15 protein-coding genes are annotated in these 17,019 nt (G+C 63.0%); 8 read left to right on the top strand and 7 right to left on the bottom strand.

What is annotated here, in order from left to right; translation table 11 throughout:
- Positions 1–588 (bottom strand): L,D-transpeptidase, encoded by a 588-nt coding sequence (locus tag ACS5Q1_RS04550; protein WP_473097074.1) that lies wholly within the window; start codon positions 586–588, stop codon positions 1–3.
- A gap of 188 nt (positions 589–776) precedes the next feature.
- Here ACS5Q1_RS04550 and ACS5Q1_RS04545 point away from each other — a divergent pair, with 188 nt between their 5' ends.
- Entirely contained in the window at positions 777–1,718 is a 942-nt protein-coding gene (locus ACS5Q1_RS04545; protein ID WP_473097073.1) for a histone deacetylase family protein, read from the top strand.
- A 136-nt stretch (positions 1,719–1,854) separates the two neighbouring features.
- Here ACS5Q1_RS04545 and ribB read toward each other — a convergent pair whose 3' ends face one another.
- From ribB to ACS5Q1_RS04515, 6 genes are all read right to left on the bottom strand, one after another.
- Complete coding sequence (ribB, locus tag ACS5Q1_RS04540; RefSeq protein WP_473097123.1) at positions 1,855–2,937, bottom strand: 3,4-dihydroxy-2-butanone-4-phosphate synthase; 1,083 nt, start codon at positions 2,935–2,937, stop codon at positions 1,855–1,857.
- Positions 2,938–3,193: 256 nt separating this feature from the next.
- A complete protein-coding gene (gene aroC / locus ACS5Q1_RS04535) occupies positions 3,194–4,309 on the bottom strand; it encodes a chorismate synthase (protein ID WP_473097072.1) in 1,116 nt (371 codons plus the stop codon).
- A 216-nt stretch (positions 4,310–4,525) separates the two neighbouring features.
- Complete coding sequence (locus ACS5Q1_RS04530; RefSeq protein ID WP_473097071.1) at positions 4,526–4,846, bottom strand: hypothetical protein; 321 nt, start codon at positions 4,844–4,846, stop codon at positions 4,526–4,528.
- An 804-nt stretch (positions 4,847–5,650) separates the two neighbouring features.
- A complete protein-coding gene (locus tag ACS5Q1_RS04525; protein ID WP_473097070.1) occupies positions 5,651–6,181 on the bottom strand; it encodes a GNAT family N-acetyltransferase in 531 nt (176 codons plus the stop codon).
- Positions 6,178–7,032 (bottom strand): prephenate dehydratase, encoded by an 855-nt coding sequence (locus tag ACS5Q1_RS04520; RefSeq protein WP_473097069.1) that lies wholly within the window; start codon positions 7,030–7,032, stop codon positions 6,178–6,180. The genes ACS5Q1_RS04525 and ACS5Q1_RS04520 overlap by 4 nt, the downstream gene beginning before the upstream one ends.
- Positions 7,029–7,772: a 3-deoxy-manno-octulosonate cytidylyltransferase gene (locus ACS5Q1_RS04515; protein ID WP_473097068.1), complete on the bottom strand. Its 744-nt coding sequence runs from the start codon at positions 7,770–7,772 to the stop codon at positions 7,029–7,031. Before ACS5Q1_RS04515 ends, ACS5Q1_RS04520 begins: the two co-directional genes overlap by 4 nt.
- Before the next feature lie 276 nt (positions 7,773–8,048).
- Here ACS5Q1_RS04515 and ACS5Q1_RS04510 point away from each other — a divergent pair, with 276 nt between their 5' ends.
- The 7 genes from ACS5Q1_RS04510 to ACS5Q1_RS04480 all read left to right on the top strand — a co-directional run bounded on the left by ACS5Q1_RS04510 (position 8,049) and on the right by ACS5Q1_RS04480 (position 17,016).
- The gene (locus tag ACS5Q1_RS04510; protein ID WP_473097067.1) at positions 8,049–8,588 is read left to right on the top strand and encodes a c-type cytochrome; all 540 of its coding nucleotides are present in this window, start codon (positions 8,049–8,051) and stop codon (positions 8,586–8,588) included.
- A 227-nt stretch (positions 8,589–8,815) separates the two neighbouring features.
- Positions 8,816–10,702 carry an extracellular solute-binding protein gene (locus tag ACS5Q1_RS04505; RefSeq protein ID WP_473097066.1) on the top strand — a complete coding sequence of 629 codons (1,887 nt, stop codon included), beginning with the start codon at positions 8,816–8,818 and terminating at the stop codon, positions 10,700–10,702.
- A complete protein-coding gene (locus tag ACS5Q1_RS04500) occupies positions 10,699–12,561 on the top strand; it encodes an extracellular solute-binding protein (RefSeq protein ID WP_473097065.1) in 1,863 nt (620 codons plus the stop codon). The genes ACS5Q1_RS04505 and ACS5Q1_RS04500 overlap by 4 nt, the downstream gene beginning before the upstream one ends.
- Before the next feature lie 39 nt (positions 12,562–12,600).
- Positions 12,601–12,969, top strand: coding sequence for a DUF4260 domain-containing protein (locus ACS5Q1_RS04495; RefSeq protein WP_473097064.1), 369 nt, complete (start codon positions 12,601–12,603; stop codon positions 12,967–12,969).
- Positions 12,969–14,081: a microcin C ABC transporter permease YejB gene (locus tag ACS5Q1_RS04490; protein ID WP_473097063.1), complete on the top strand. Its 1,113-nt coding sequence runs from the start codon at positions 12,969–12,971 to the stop codon at positions 14,079–14,081. Before ACS5Q1_RS04495 ends, ACS5Q1_RS04490 begins: the two co-directional genes overlap by 1 nt.
- A 155-nt stretch (positions 14,082–14,236) precedes the next feature.
- The gene (locus ACS5Q1_RS04485) at positions 14,237–15,391 is read left to right on the top strand and encodes an ABC transporter permease (RefSeq protein ID WP_473097062.1); all 1,155 of its coding nucleotides are present in this window, start codon (positions 14,237–14,239) and stop codon (positions 15,389–15,391) included.
- A complete protein-coding gene (locus tag ACS5Q1_RS04480; protein ID WP_473097061.1) occupies positions 15,388–17,016 on the top strand; it encodes an ABC transporter ATP-binding protein in 1,629 nt (542 codons plus the stop codon). The genes ACS5Q1_RS04485 and ACS5Q1_RS04480 overlap by 4 nt, the downstream gene beginning before the upstream one ends.
- Positions 17,017–17,019 lie beyond the last annotated feature (3 nt).

Raw genomic sequence — 17,019 nt, 5'->3', positions numbered from 1 at the left:
TTAGCGGACGATGACCTTCGTGTTCAGGGCAACGCGGTTGTAGAGGTCAATCACATCGATGTTGCGCATCCGGATGCAGCCCGAGGACACCGCGTGGCCGATCTTCTCCGGCTCATTCGTGCCATGGATGCGATAGAGCGTGTCCTTGTTGCCCTCGTAGAGGTAGAGCGCCCGCGCGCCGAGCGGATTCTCAGGGCCGCCCTTCGTGTACTGGACATGCGGCCAGCGGGCCCTCATCTCGGCCGGCGGATTCCAGTCGGGCCATTCCGCCTTGCGGGCAATGGTGGCCGTGCCGGCCCAGCCATAAGCCTCGTCGCCGACGGCGACGCCGTAGCGGATCGCCTTCTTGTTGGCCTGCACGTAGTAGAGCTGGCGTTCCTTTGTATCGACCACGATGGTGCCCGGCGCCTCACCCGTCGGGTCATCGATCAGATATCGACCAAAGCGAGGATCGTCCTCAGCCTTCGGAGTCTGCGCCATCCACTCCGTGTCGCGGGTCGAGACCTGGGGATCAGGGATGCCCTTGAAGTTACATCCGGCCAGAGCCGCGATCATTGTCAAAAGAAGGGGCAGACGGGAAAGGCGCATTGTGTAAGCTCTGCAGACTCAGCTTGGGCCAATAGTCGTTTCAGTCGGGGTTATAGACCGCGAGGTCCTTAAGTCGAATCGAAACACACCATGGCACGGCTCCGCATCGGAAGGTGTTGCATCGCAACAACATAGACAGCCGCTCGTGACGCTGCGACACTCGTGGCGATCCCTATTCAAGAATGCTCATGTCCACGCTCTACATCGCCCACCCGGCCAGCCTCGAACACCAGACACCGCTTGGGCACCCCGAACGGCCCGACCGTATCCGCGCCATCGAGCGCGCGCTGGAGAAGGAGCGATTCACCTCGCTCATCCGCGAGCAGGCGCCGATGGCGGAGATGGAGAGCCTCGCCCTCGCCCATCCGGAAGAATACATCGTCCGGCTCCGGGACATCAGCCCCCGAGAAGGGTTAGTCAGGATTGACGAGGACACGGTCATGTCGCCGGGCACTTACGAGGCTGCCCTCCGGGGCGCCGGCGGCGCGGTGCTAGCGGTGGACGAGGTCATGTCCGGCCGGGCGACCAATGCCTTCGTGGCGATGCGCCCGCCGGGGCATCATGCCGAGCGCATCCGGGCCATGGGCTTCTGCTTCTTCAACAACGCGGCCATCGCCGCGCGCCATGCCCAGAAGCACCATGGGGCGGAACGGGTCGCGATCTTCGACTGGGACGTGCATCACGGCAACGGCACGCAGGACATCTTCTGGTCGGATGCGAGCGTGCTCTATTGCTCGACCCACGAAGCGCCCCTGTATCCTGGAACCGGTGCCCTCACCGAGAGGGGCGAGCACGGCACCATCGTCAACGCGCCGTTGGGCGCGGGCGACGGCAGCGAGGCATTCCGCGAGGCGGTGGACAGCGTCGTCCTGCCGCGCATCGATGATTTTGCCCCCGACCTGATCATCATCTCGGCCGGCTTCGATGCCCATTGGCGCGATCCACTCGCCAGCCTGAACCTGACGGAATCGGATTTCGCCTGGGCGACGCAGAAGCTGATGGATCTCGCCGAACACCATTGCGGCCGGCGGATCGTCTCCGTTCTCGAAGGCGGCTATGACCTCGAAGGCCTTGCGAGATCGACGGCCTTTCATCTCGACGCTCTCATGGGACGTGAGACGGGCGCTTAAACGAGGTCCCGCACATCGCATGTGTCATGGCCGGGCTTGTCCCGGCCATCTCGCTTTTATGAGGCTCAGCGCTTTACGGATCGAGATCACCGGCACAAAGCCGGTGATGACGCGAGGAGATTTTAGGTAGCCTGCCTCAGCACTCGATGGGTTCTTGGCTCAAAAGCTCGATCCCGAAGCCGCTCAGGCCCACATAGGAACGGCTCGACGTCGCAAGATTGCGGATCGACGCAACACCGAGATCCCGCAGGATCTGCGCGCCGAGACCGATCTCGCGCCATTGGCTCGAGCGCATCGCTTCCGAGCCTGTCTCGTCATGCTCCGAGAAGGACGTGGTCGGAACGCCGGCCGTGCCGTCGCGCAAATAGACGAGAACGCCCCTGCCCTCCTTCACGAAACGCTGCAGAGCCGCGTTGACCGCCTTGCCGCCCTCGAACACGTCGGTCAGCGCATTGGCGCGGTGCAGGCGCACCGGAATGTTCGTGCCGTCGCCGATGCGGCCATGGACGAGCGCGATATGCTGCACGCTGTCGAAGGGCGTCGAATAGGCGTAGCCGGTGAACGAGCCCCACTGGGTCTCCACCGGAAAAGTCCCGATCCGCTCGACGAGCTTTTCGCGGGCCTGCCGGTAGGCGATCAGGTCGGCGACAGAAATGCGCTTGAGATTGTGCTTCTCGGCAAAGGCATCGATCTGCGGCCCCTTCATCACCGTGCCGTCGTCATTGGCGAGTTCGCAGATCACGCCGACCGGCGGCAGGTTCGCGAGCTTGCACAGGTCGACCGCAGCCTCCGTGTGACCGGAGCGCATGAGCACGCCGCCGTCCTTGGCGATGAGCGGGAAGACGTGGCCGGGACGCACGAAATCGGCCGCGCCCATATTATTGTTGGCAAGCGCCCGCACGGTGTTGGAGCGCTGCTCGGCCGAGATGCCCGTGGTCAGCCCGTGCTTCACGTCGACAGTCACGGTGAACGCGGTGCCGAGCGGCGCGTCGTTCGCCTGTACCATCGGATCGAGCCGCAGACGGCGGGCCTCCGCGACGGTGAGCGGGGCACAGACGATGCCGCAGGTGTTGCGGATGATGAAGGCCATCTTCTCCGGCGTGCAGAGGGAGGCGGCGACGATGAGGTCGCCCTCGTTCTCGCGGTCGTCGTCATCGGTGACGATGACGATTTCACCGCGGGCGAAAGCCTCGATGGCTTCGGTGACGGAATGGGGCATCCATGCCTCCTTGGCGGATTCGGGCAGAAAATCGTTGGGCGTGACGCCCCCTCGGGTTTCACGGGCAATCAATTCGGCGGTGTCCCGAGAGAGCCAGGCCTGGTCCGAATTGCACAGCTGGGTAACGGCGCCAGGAGTGACGCCGATCCGCCGCGCGAACGCGACGCGCGACACCTTATTGCGGGACAACCATTCAGCCAGTCTCATGCCGGGGGCTTAGCCGATGAGCCGATTTTAGTAAAACTAAAATTGGGGATCAGGGCTCGAAGGGCCAAGAGGCTCCGTGGCCGACCTGTCCGCGATGGCGCAAGAGATGGTCTGCCAAAACGCAAGCGACCATGGCCTCGCCCACCGGCACCGCCCGAATACCGACGCAAGGATCGTGGCGGCCCTTGGTGCGGACCTCGGCCTCGGCGCCGGTACGGGTGACACTGGAGCGCGGAGTGAGGATCGACGAGGTCGGCTTCACGGCAAAGCGGCACACCACCGGTTGGCCGGTCGAGATGCCGCCGAGCACGCCGCCGGCATGGTTCGACAGGAAGGTCGGCGCACCCTGGTTGCCGGGACGCATCTCGTCGGCGTTCTCCTCACCGCGCAAGCTTGCTGCCGCGAAGCCATCGCCGATCTCGACACCCTTGACTGCATTGATAGACATCAGCGCTGCGGCGAGATCGGAATCGAGCTTGCCGTAGATCGGAGCGCCGAGGCCCGCCGGCACGCCCTCGGCCACGATCTCCAGGACCGCCCCGATGGAGGAGCCGTCCTTGCGCAGGCCGTCGAGATATTCCTCATAGAACTGAGCCGCCTTCGCATCCGGGCAGAGGAACGGATTGCGCGCCACCTCGTCCCAATTCCAGTTGCCGCGGTCGATAGCGTGCGGCCCCATCTGCACGAGCGCGCCGCGGATCGTGACTCTGGACAGCACTTTTCGGGCGATGGCGCCGGCCGCCACGCGGGCCGCCGTCTCGCGGGCCGAGGAGCGGCCGCCGCCGCGATAATCGCGGATGCCGTATTTCACGTCATAGGTGAAATCGGCATGGCCCGGACGGTAGGAATCCTTGATCTCGGAATAATCCTTGGAGCGCTGGTCGACATTCTCGATCAGCAGCGCAATCGGCGTTCCGGTCGTCACCTGCCGGCCCGTGCGCTCGTCGATGAATACGCCGGACAGGATTTTGACCTGATCCGGCTCCTGGCGCTGGGTGGTGAAGCGCGACTGGCCTGGACGGCGGCGATCGAGCTCCGCCTGAATCTCGGCGGCCTCGAGCGGGATCATCGGCGGGCAGCCATCGACGACGCAGCCGAGCGCAGGGCCGTGGCTTTCGCCGAAGGTGGTGACGCGGAACAGGTGGCCGAAGGTGTTGTGGGACATGGCGCTTCTTCGATGTTCAGGGCGTCTTAGAACCAAAGCGCCCCGGTGTCACGCGCGATGCAATCTGCCTCTCGGCATTCCCGCTTCCAGATCGGCCGCTGGCCTCTTCGACCACCGCAGCCTGCCCGGCGTTACTCCACGCGAATCCGATAGGTCCGGGTCATGATCGTCTCAGGACCGACATCGGTCGAACTCCAGGGAATGTCGAGAACGACCTCATCCATGCCTTTGAAGCATGCCTTTGAAGCCCCTCTTCGGCGCGTAGACATAAGCGATGCCGCGAACCTTCGTGCCCGGACAGACCGTATCCTTGCCGAGTGTCTGTTCATGGGGGCGGATCTGGATGGTTCCGCTGGCAGGCGCCTGGCGGACCTTCACATCGGGGATGTTCGAGGGATAGCAGGTATTCATCTCGTAGGCGAGGAACCCGCCGATGGCGGTAATCGTATTCGCCTTGACGGTCCGCTCGATGGTCTCGGCGGAGGCGGAACTCATCAGCAGGGTCAAACCCGCTGCAGCGGCAATGATGCGAGACATAACGAACTCCTGAAATTGCAACAAAGTATCTATTAAGAGCATATTCTCAGAAAAACCACAACAACAGGTAGCGACGGGCGCTCGGAGTTTGCACCCAGCGGTAGTCGTCTCCGTCCATCCAGGATTGGTCGCCGGCCGTTGTTAGAGCCAGCACCTTGGGGCCCGGAGCTTTGGGCTCCGAGCCTGACGGTGGATCGAGGGTGGCGCGACAGGCAGCCCGGCTCGATGTCTGATGGGAGGATGGAAGAGCCGGGATGCCTCTTCGCGCACGGCTTGTTGAGGCGGACAGGCGAGGCCGGCTCAGTCAACCGCCGCAGGCGGTGACCGTCTGCGCGACGGCGGCCTGCGACCGATCCCGACCACCAACCCACATCCTGGGCCTCCCGTCACCCGCACCTGCGTTCAGTGCGTGCACGGGACCGTGCCTGCTCCCACACTGCGACGCCTCGCGAGCGCGCCCCTCGCCAGGAGCAGATCTACGGCAATGATATAGCCATGATTGGGAATGATGTCAAGAACAAAATGAGAACATCACGCTGCTCTACCAATCCTCTCCCGGACGTCATGGCCGGCCTCGTGCCGGCCATCCCCGTCTTTGCCGCGTTGCGGCTTCCAAGGCGTGGATCCCCGGGCCTGATCCCCGGATCAAGTCCGGGGACGGGGATGACGGCGGAGGGTGTGGAATCCGGTGTCATTCCCGGCCGGGGCGTCAGCGGAGGGGAAGGGAATCCATAACGCCGCGTGTGTAAGTGAATCCCCTTCCCTCGCTGCGCTCGACGGGGATAACACGGGTGCGCCGTGCGCCTAGGGCAGCGCCAACTCGAACCGGTAGGCGACCTCGACGACCATCTGGCCGCGCAGGTCGAAGGATTGCTCGGCCCCCGGTTGTCCGCCCAGTACCTCGTAGAAGCGGCGGGCCGGGAGATTGTCTTTCAGTACCCACAGGCCCATCGAGCGGAAGCCGTGCCGGCTGAGATGATCGAGCACGCCGCGCATCAGTCTGGAGCCGATGCCCTGGCGCTTGACCTTGTCGAGCAGATAGATCGCAAAAATCTCGGTCTCGGTGCCGAGCAGACCGGCGCTCTCCTGGCGGATCGGTCCGCCGCGCACGAAACCGACGATCTCGCCATCATCCGCTTCCGCAACGAGAAGCTTGGCCCGCGGATCTGGCTGCGCGAAAGTCCCCTGCCACATCCGCATCCGCTCTTCGACGGACAATCCGGCAAGCGCCTCGGGGCTGAGGAAATCCTTGTAGGATTCGCGCCAGCCCTGGACGTGGACCCTGGCAATCCCTTCGACATCGCTCTCAACCGCCTCGCGGACGAGGATGCTCACTCGGTGGCTTCCTTGATCTTCTCCCGGAACGGGTCGGCCGGATAGACGCCGAGGATGCGCAGCTCGCGGGAGAAGAATTCCAACTCCTCCAGCGCCCGCTTGAGGTTGGTGTCCTCCGGATGCCCGTCCACCTCGGCATAGAACTGCGTCGCCAGGAACTCGCCTTCGAGCATGTAGCTCTCGAGCTTGGTCATGTTGATACCGTTGGTCGCAAAGCCTCCCAGCGCCTTGTAGAGCGCGGCCGGCAGATTGCGGACGCGGAAGACGAAGGAGGTGACGGTGGGCCCCTGTCCGGCAGGCGTCCATTGCGGTGTCTTGGACAGGATGACGAAGCGGGTGGTGTTGTGGGCCTCGTCCTCCACATCCTCGGCCAGGATCTTCAGGCCGTAGATATCAGCCGCCATGCGGGGCGAGAGAGACGCCCGGGTCGGATCCTTCCACTCGGATACCTCGCGGGCGGAGCCCGCGGTGTCGCCAGCCACATGGGCTTTCAGCCCGAGCTTGCGGATGATCTTGCGGCACTGGCCCAGCGCATGGACGTGGCTGTAGACATCCTTGACGGTGCCGAGATTGGCCTCAGGGATCGCCATCAGGTGAAAATGGATCGGCAGGAAGTGCTCGCCGACGATGTGCAGCCCGGAGGCCGGCAGAAGGTGGTGAATGTCGGCCACGCGCCCGGCGATCGAGTTCTCGATGGGGATCATGGCGAGGCCCGCCTGCCCTTCGTCCACGGCCGCGAAGGCATCCTCGAAGGTCGGGCTCGGCAGAACCTGCCAATCAGGGCGCGCCTCGGAGCAGGCCGTATGGGAATTGGCCCCCAGCTCGCCTTGGAACGAAATGACTTTGTTCATGATGTCCTCCGCAGCGCGATGATCTCGCGCGCCCTGTCCAGATCGTGGGGAGTATCGACGCCAAGCGGCACGTCATCGACGATGACGGCATCGATACGCATGCCGGCCTCCAGCGCCCGCAGCTGCTCCAGCTTCTCGCGCATCTCCAGCGGAGAAGGCTTCAGGCCGACGAAGCGCTGCAGCGCTTTGCGGCGATAGGCGTAAAGACCGATGTGATGATAGAGCGGGCCGTCGCCGTAGGGCGCGGTTGCCCGGGTGAAGTAGAGCGCGCGGAAGTGGCCGGCTTCGATCGGGCTTCCCACCATCTTCACCACGTTGGGATTGGTCTTTTCCTCCTCCCGCGCGATGACGGCAACGAGAGTCGCGATGTCGACGGTGGAATCCGCAAGCGGCACGATGGAGGCCGCAATCGCCGCCGGGTCGATGGTCGGCAGGTCGCCCTGGACATTCACGACCACGTCGTGCCGTCCCTCCGGGTCGAGTTTTTCCACAGCCTCGAAGATGCGGTCGGAGCCGGAGGCATGATCGGACCGGGTCATCACGGCCGTCCCTCCTGCCCTGGTCACGGCCTCGGCGATCTCGAGAGCGTCCGTCGCCACGGCCACCGGACCGATTCCCGCCTCCACGGCCCGGCGCCACACATGGACGATCATGGGCTCGCCGGCGATCTCGGCCAGGGGCTTGTTCGGCAGCCGGGTTGCGGCAAGGCGAGCGGGAATGAGGACGATTGGGTCGGACATGGTGCGGTCTTTACAAGAAACTGCGCGTCCTTAGAGCATCGGGCCAAAAAGTGGAAGGCAGGGTCGATTTGCCATGCCCCGGGAACCGGAGCTTCGGCTGCCTTTATGCGTTTGAGACCCGTGCTGCGACCACGAGAACGGCGAAAACTCCTGGAAACCCCATTGTCAAAACCCCATCACTACGGCTAAGCAACGGCCCTGTCGCGGGCGCTCGCTCGCGGATCCGTTCTGCTGCGCTGATTTCGCCGGTGTACGAAGGCGAGGAGAGCCTAACTGATGAATATCGAGACCAATAAGATCGCGGGCGCCGTTTTCGGTTCGCTTCTCTTCGTGGTCGGCGTCAACGTTATCGCCGGCGGCCTGTTTGCACCCCATAAGCCCGCTGTCCCTGGTTATGACCTCCCGGCCCCCGAGGAAGCCGCTGCCGGCGGCGCTGTCGCAGCCGCCCCGACCGAGCCGCTTCCGGTTCTACTGGCCAAGGCCGATCCGGCCAAGGGCCAGGCCCAGGCCCGCAAGTGCGCCTCCTGCCACACCTTCGAGAACGGCGGCCCGAACAAGGTCGGCCCGAACCTCTACGGCGTCGTCGGACGCCCTGTGGCGTCCCATGCAGGCTTCAACTACTCTGCAGCCATGAAGGGACATGGCGGCAACTGGACCTACGAGGCCCTGGACACCTTTGTTCACAACCCGAAGCAGGCGACCCCCGGCACCATCATGGCCTTCGCCGGCCTTGCTGCGGCCCAGGACCGTGCGGACCTGCTGGCCTATCTGCGGACCCTCTCGGACAGCCCGGTTGCGTTCCCGGCCGCCCAGTAAGTCCCTACCATCGATCACATTTCGGAAAGCCGGGCCCCTCGCCCGGCTTTTTCTTTAGCCTCTCCAGGGTTTTAAAAGTTATCCCTTGCGCTCGCCCCATTGCGCACAAAATCTAAGCTGATGCATCGTGCGGAAAAGTGGGTACCGGTTTTCCGTGCCGACGATGCACCAGTTATAGAGAAGAAGCATCGGATGGATCCCAAAAGTGCATTCCACTTTTGGGTCCGATGCTTGAACGACAGACGCCTCGCCCGTTCAGGAGACGCTTTGTGATCCGCTTCCTTCTGCCGAGCTTCCTCGCGGTCTGCCTCGCCTTCACGCCCCTCGCAGCCCAGGAAGCGCCATGGCGGCACGGCTCGGCCCTGCTCGACGAGCCGAAATATCCGCAAGGCTTCCCGCATTTCGATTACGTCAATCCGAATGCGCCGAAGGGCGGACTGGTGCGTTTGGGAGCGCTCGGCACCTTCGACAGCTTCAACATCGTCGTGGCCGGCGTGAAAGGCTCGCCCGAACAGGGACTCGGTCTCATCTATGAGACCCTGACCACCTCCGCCCTCGACGAGCCGAGTGCCTCCTACGGCTTGCTCGCCGAATCCTTCTCCTATCCTGACGACTATTCCTTCGTCAGCTTCCGTCTGCGCCCGGAGGCGCGCTGGCATGACGGAAAGCCGGTGACGGCGGACGACGTCATCTTCTCGTTCGAGGTGCTGAAGACCAACAGCCCCACTTACGCCTTCTACTACGCCAATGTGACTAAGGCCGAGAAGGTGGGCGAGCGCGAGGTCAAGTTCACCTTCGACGAGAAAGGCAATCGCGAGCTACCGCAGATCATGGGTCAGCTGATGGTCCTTCCAAAGCATTGGTGGGAGGGAACGACGCCCGATGGACGCAAGCGTGACGTAACGCAGACCACGCTCGAACCGCCGCTCAGCTCCGGCCCCTATCGCCTCAAGACTTTCGACACCGGCCGCAATGCATCCTACGAGCGCGTGAAGGATTACTGGGGCGAAAAGATCAACGTGAATGTCGGGCAGAACAATTTCGACGAGATCCGCTACGAATATTATCGCGATGCGACGGTGCTGCTTGAAGCGTTCAAGAGCGACCGTCTCGATTTCCGCACCGAGAACAGCGCGCGCAACTGGGCGGTGGGTTACGACTTTCCGGCGCGGCACGAAGGTCGCGTGATCCTCGAGGAGTTTCCGTTTCGCGCCACGGGCGTGATGCAGGCCTTTGTGCTGAACATGAGGCGCGACAAGTTCAAGGATCAGCGCGTGCGCCGGGCCTTCAATCTGGCCTTCCCGTTCGAGGAGCTGAACAAGACCATCTTCTACGGTCTCTACGAGCGGCCATCGAGCTTTTTCTTCGGCCTCGATCTCGCATCGTCCGGTCTGCCCGAAGGAAGAGAATTGGAGATCCTCGAATCCGTTCGCGACAAGGTGCCCGCCTCGGTCTTCACGACGCCCTTCAAGAACCCGGTCAACGATTCGCCCGAGACGATCCGCAACAATCTGCGCGAAGCCGACCGGCTCCTCAAGGAAGCTGGCTGGGAGGTGAAGAACGGCCGCCGCGTCAACGCGAAGGGCGAGGTCTTGAGCGTTGAATTGCTCAGCAGCAGCCCGAACGAAGAGCGCGTCTTCCTGCCTTACAAGGCCTCATTGGATCGGCTCGGCATCGCCACCACGGTGCGCACCGTGGATGACGTTCAGTATACCAACCGCACCCGCGCTTTCGACTTCGACATCGCGACCGGCCTCTGGCCCCAGTCGCAGTCGCCCGGCAACGAGCAGCGCGAGTTCTGGGGGTCGCAGGCCGCCGCGCGCGAAGGCTCACGCAACCTGTCGGGCATTGCCGATCCCGGCGTCGATGCGTTGATCGAGAAGGTCATCTTCGCCAAGGATCGCGAAGAACTCGTCGCCGCAACGAGAGCGCTCGACCGCGTTCTGCTCGCTCACGATTACGTGGTTCCGCAATGGACCTCATTGAAGCAGCGCACGGCGCGCTGGAACCGTTACAGTCATCCCGAGACGATGCCACGCTACGGCGGAGCCGCCTTCCCGACCATCTGGTGGTATAACGAGGCCAAGGCCGCCAAGACGGGAGCACCGCGATGAGAAGCATCAGCCGCCGCAGCATCCTCAAGACCGGAGCCGCGAGCGCCGCTCTGTCCGTTCTGCCACACATCGGCTTCGCGCAGGAAGGTGAAACCGAAACGCATGGCCTGTCGAGCTTCGGCGAATTGAAGTATCCGCCCGACTTCAAGCATTTCGATTACGTGAATCCGGCGGCACCCAAAGGCGGCACGCTGGCGATCCAGATCAAGCAGACGCTCGGCAACCAGAACTTCGATACCTTCAACACCCTCCACATCTTCGTACTGCGCGGCGACGGCGCAGCCGGCATGGCCAGCACGTTCGACACCCTAATGACCTCCTCAGCGGATGAGCCGGACGCTCTCTATGGGCTCGTTGCGAAGAGCGTGCGCATTTCCGACGACAAGCTCACCTACCACTTTATCCTGCGCCCCGAAGCGCGCTTCCATGACGGCTCGAAGCTGACGGCGAAGGATGCGGCCTTCTCGCTGAATATCCTCAAGACCAAGGGCCATCCGATCTTTTCTCAGCTTCTGACCCAGATGGCCTCCGCAGAAGCGGAAACAGACGAGGTTCTGCGCGTCCAGTTCACACCGCAACGCAGCCGCGATCTGCATCTCATCGTCGCCGGCATGCCGATCTTCTCCGAGCGCTATTGGCTGGGGAAGGATTTCGAGGCTTCGACGCTGGAAGCGCCGCTCGGCTCCGGTGCCTACAAGGTCGGCCGTTTCGAGGTCGGACGTTTCATCGAGTTCGACCGCGTGCCGGATTACTGGGCCAAGGATCTGCCCGTGAGTGTGGGCCAGAACAATTTCGAGCATATCCGCTACGAGTATTTCCGCGACCGCATCGTGGCCTTCGAGGCATTCAAGAACGGCACGCTCAATTACAATGAGGAATATACGTCCCGCATCTGGTCGACAGGATACGATTTCCCGGCCGTTCGGGAAGGCAAGGTGAAGAAGGAAGAGATCTCGAACGACGCACCCTCGACCATTCAGGGCTGGTACTTCAACACGCGCCGCGACACCTTCAAGGATCCGCGCATCCGTGAAGCCATCGGCCTCGCTTTCGACTTCGAATGGACGAACGCGAATATCATGTTCAGTCTGTTCAAGCGTACGACCTCCTATTTCGAGAACAGCGACATGAAGGCGGTGGGCAAGCTCTCACCGGAAGAATTGGCGCTGCTCGAGCCGTTCCGCGACAAGCTGCCTGCCTCCGTCTTCGGCGATCCGATTCTCCCGCCCGTCTCCGACGGCTCCGGACAGGACCGACGCCTGCTGCGCCGTGCCGACGAACTGTTGCGCGAAGCAGGATGCAAGCGCGAGGGCGGCGTGCTGAAGCTGCCGAACGGGCAGCCCTTCCGGATCGAGTTCCTCGATTTTCAACCCTCGCTGCAGCCGCATACGCAACCCTTCCAGGCGAACCTGAAGCGGCTCGGCATAGACGCGTCGTCGCGCATCGTGGATGCCGCGCAGTACCAGCGCCGCATGGACGAATACGATTTCGACATGGCGAGCCGTAACCTCGTTGGTTCATCCACGCCTGGTGACAGCCTGCGCATCGTTTACGGATCGGACGCCGGCAAAAGGCCAGGCTCGCGGAACATTGCCGGGATCGACAACCCGGCGGTGGATGCGCTCATCGAGAAGATCGCCAATGCCAAGTCGCGCCAGGAACTGAACATCGCCTGCCGCGCCCTGGACCGGGTGCTCCGTTCGGGCCATTATTGGGTGCCCATGTGGTTCCGAGCCAGCGAATGGCTTGCCTATTGGGACCAGTTCTCGCGCCCGCAGACCAAGCCACGCCTTGCCTCGGGTGCGCCGGAAACCTGGTGGTACGATGCCGAGAAGGCAAAGCGGATCGGGAGAGGATAAGGCTTGGACACGACGCTGACGACCCGCAGAGAGGCGGACATGCCCCGTCTGCTCCTGCGCTTCGAGGGCCTCGCCCTCTTCTTCCTGGCCACGGCTGCCTTTGCCTATCTGGGCCTCTCCTGGTGGCTCTATGCCATCCTCTTCCTCGCTCCCGATCTGAGCTTTGCAGCCTACACGGCGGGCCCGAAGCCAGGGGCCGTGGTCTACAATGCGCTCCACTCCACCCTCGGGCCTGCGGTCCTGGTTGGATTCGGATGGCTATCGGATAACGCTCTGCTTATCGGGCTCGCCGCCATCTGGGCGGCGCATATCGGGTTCGACCGCATGTTGGGATACGGATTGAAGTACGCATCCGGCTTCAAAGACACCCACCTTGGCCGCATCGGCCTGAAATCCGCAGGCGCTTGATGCTGGCCTATATCGCACGCCGCGTTCTTCTCATGATCCCCACCATCCTCGGGATCATGCTCATCTCCTTCGTGCTGGTGCAGTTCGCTCCCGGCGGTCCCGTGGAGCGCATCATCGCGCAGCTTCAGGGGCAGGATTCCGGCGCTTCGTCCCGCATTTCCGGCGGCGGAGGCGATTTCGGCGCGCAGAGCCCCGGCGGCGGCGGCGCGGGTGCAGGCGACGCCTCCTCCCGCTATCGCGGCGCTCAGGGGCTCGACCCGCAATTCATCAAGCAGCTCGAGGCGCAGTTTGGCTTCGATAAGCCGGCGCATGAGCGCTTCCTGAAGATGATTTGGGATTATGCACGCTTCGATTTCGGCAAGAGCTATTTCCGCGACATCTCGGTGCTGGAATTGATCAAGGAGAAGCTGCCGGTCTCGATCAGCCTGGGGCTATGGATGACGCTCCTGTCCTATGCGATCTCGATTCCGCTCGGCATCAAGAAGGCGGTGCAGGACGGCTCCTCGTTCGACATCTGGACCTCGGCCATCGTCATCATCGGCTACGCCATTCCGGGCTTCCTCTTCGCGATCCTGCTGATCGTGCTCTTTGCCGGCGGATCGTTCTGGCAGATCTTCCCCCTGCGCGGCCTGACCTCCGAGACCTGGGCCTTCATGCCCTGGTATATGCAGATCGCGGATTACTTCTGGCACCTCGTTCTGCCGATCACCGCCATGGCACTTGGCGCCTTTGCCACCTCGACCCTGCTGACGAAGAACTCGTTCCTGGATGAGATCCGTAAGCAATACGTGCTCACCGCCCGCATGAAGGGCCTGTCAGAGCGCCAAGTGCTCTACGGCCACGTGTTCCGCAATGCGATGCTGATCGTCATTGCGGGATTCCCGGGAGCCTTCATCGGCGCCTTCTTCGCCGGCGCGCTCCTGATCGAGACGATCTTCTCACTCGATGGGCTGGGCCTGCTCTCCTTCGAATCCATCGTGAACCGCGACTATCCGGTGGTCTTCGCCAATCTCTACATCTTTTCACTGGTGGGCTTAGCGGTGAACCTGCTCTCGGATCTCACCTATACCTGGATCGATCCGCGGATCGATTTCGAGACCAGGGAGGCGTGAGATGAAGTCATGCTTTCTTGTGATCCTCCGCCGAGGCAACCGCAGTTCCGTCATGCCCGGCCTCGTGCCGGGTATCCACGCCTTTTGGCGCTGCGGTTCAAAGACGTGGATGGCCGGAACAAGTCCGGCCATGACGACGGTGAGGGAGGCGTGAGATGAACGAGACCATTCCTCTCGTCTCGCCGCCCGTAGCGCCGCCTCTGCCGAAAGAAGGTTTCATCAAGCTGTCACCCCTCAATCGGCGGCGACTGCAGAATTTCAAGGCGAACCGCCGCGGCTACTGGTCGTTCTGGATCTTTATGGTCCTGTTCGTGCTCAGCCTGTTCGCCGAGCTGATTGCCAACGACAAGCCGATTCTTGCCTCTTACAAGGGCGAACTGCTCTATCCGGCCTTCGTGGATTATCCGGAGGAGAAGTTCGGCGGCTTCCTGGCGCAGACCGATTATCGCGATCCGGTCATCGCCAAGGAGATCCAGGACAACGGCTGGCTGCTCTGGGCGCCGATCCGCTTCTCCTACAACACGCATAATCTCGACCTGCCCGTTCCGGCGCCCGCGCCACCCACATGGATGCTCACGGACGAGCAGTGCCGGCCCATCGCGGAGCGCACCGGCGGCACAGGCTGCAGGGACATCGAGTGGAACTGGCTCGGCACCGACGACCAGGGCCGTGACGTGGTGGCGCGCCTCATCTACGGCTTCCGCATCTCGGTCCTGTTCGGCCTCACGCTCGCTGGCATCTCATCCATCATCGGCGTTCTCGCCGGCGCGGTGCAGGGCTATTATGGTGGCTGGACCGATCTTCTGTTCCAGCGCTTTATCGAGATCTGGACCGCCATTCCCTCGCTCTATCTTCTCATCATTATCTCGGCGGTGATCACGCCGAGCTTCTTCGTGCTGCTCGGCATCCTGCTGCTCTTCTCCTGGGTGTCGCTCGTGGGCGTGGTGCGCGCCGAGTTCCTGCGCGCCAGGAACTTCGAATATGTGCGCGCAGCACGGGCCTTGGGGCTGTCGAACAGCACCATCATGTTCAAGCACCTTCTGCCGAACGCGATGGTGGCGACGCTGACCTTCCTGCCCTTCATCATCAACGGCTCGATCACGACGCTCACCTCACTCGACTTCCTCGGCTTCGGCCTGCCGCCGGGCTCGCCCTCGCTGGGTGAATTGCTGGCCCAGGGCAAAGCCAACCTTCAGGCGCCGTGGCTCGGCCTCGCAGGCTTCTTCGTGATCGCCATCATGCTCAGCCTCCTCATCTTCATCGGCGAAGCGGTGCGCGACGCCTTCGATCCGCGGAAGACGTTTCGATGAAAGAGCCTCTCCTCTCCGTCCAGGATCTCTCCGTCGCCTTCCGTCAGGGCGCGAACGACATGCTGGCGGTCGACCGCGTGTCCTTCGATGTCATGTCAGGCGAGACGGTGGCGCTCGTGGGCGAGTCCGGGTCAGGCAAGTCCGTCACGGCTCTATCGGCGCTCAAGCTCTTGCCCTATCCGTCCGCACATCACCCCTCGGGCCGCATCCTGTTCAAGGGCAAGGACCTGATCGCTGCGGACGAAGACGAGATGCGCAAGGTGCGTGGCGACGACATCACCATGGTGTTCCAGGAGCCGATGACCTCGCTCAATCCGCTCCACACCATCGAGCGGCAGGTCGGCGAGATCCTGAAACTGCATCGTGGTCTCTCGGATCGCCAGGCGCGCACCCGCACGCTCGAGCTCCTCAACCTGGTCGGCATCCGCGATGCGGAAAGCAGGCTCGATGCCTATCCGCATCAGCTCTCCGGCGGCCAGCGCCAGCGCGTGATGATCGCCATGGCGCTCGCCAACGAGCCCGACCTCTTCATCGCCGACGAGCCGACCACTGCGCTCGACGTGACGGTGCAGGCGCAGATCCTGAAGCTGCTCGCCGAGCTGAAGAGCAGGCTCAACATGTCGATGCTGTTCATCACCCATGATCTTGGCATCGTGCGCAAGATCGCCGACCGCGTCTGCGTAATGCTGAAAGGCAAGATCGTCGAGCAGGGAACCGTCGCCGAGGTCTTCGGCAATCCGCAGCATCCTTACACGCAACGGCTTCTCGCCGCCGAGCCGAAGGGTCGCGCCAATCAGGTTGCCAACGATGCGCCGGTCATCGTCGATGCCGGGCCGATCAAGGTATGGTTTCCGATCAAGCGCGGCTTCTTCCAGAAAACCGTCGGCCATGTGAAGGCGGTCGACGGCGTCTCCGTGCGGGTGCGCAAGGGCGAGACCGTCGGTGTGGTGGGAGAATCCGGCTCCGGCAAGACGACGCTGGGTCTTGCCATTCTGCGCCTCGTGCAATCGGAAGGCCCCATCGTCTTTCTCGGCAATCGCATCGACGGCATGCGCGGGAAAGAGATCCGCCCGATGCGCAAGGATCTGCAGGTTGTGTTCCAGGACCCTTACGGCTCCCTCTCGCCGCGCATGTCGGTGGCCGAGATCGTGGAGGAAGGACTGCTTGTCCAGAACAAGGGCCTATCTTACGCCCAGCGCCGCGAGATCGTCGCCAAGGCGCTAGAGGATGTCGGCCTCGATCCGTCCACCATGGACCGTTACCCGCACGAATTCTCCGGTGGCCAGCGCCAGCGCATCGCGATCGCCCGCGCCATGGCGCTCGAGCCGCAATTCATCATGCTCGATGAGCCCACCTCGGCGCTCGACATGTCGGTGCAGGCGCAGATCGTGGAATTGCTGCGCGATCTCCAGAAGCGGCGCAACCTCGCCTATATGTTCATCAGCCACGATCTGAAAGTGGTGCGGGCGCTCGCGAACCACGTGGTCGTGATGCAGAACGGCAAGATCGTCGAGGAAGGATCGGCCGAGAGCATCTTCGCAGCGCCCCGCACCGACTACACCAAGGCGCTCTTTGCCGCCGCCTTCAATCTCGAAACGGCGGCATCGAACGCCGTTCGGGAATAAGGC

This window comes from Microvirga sp. GN3, assembly GCF_055792825.1.
The sequence above is the reverse complement of the archived record's forward strand: the minus strand, read 5'-3'. Positions and strand labels throughout refer to the sequence as shown.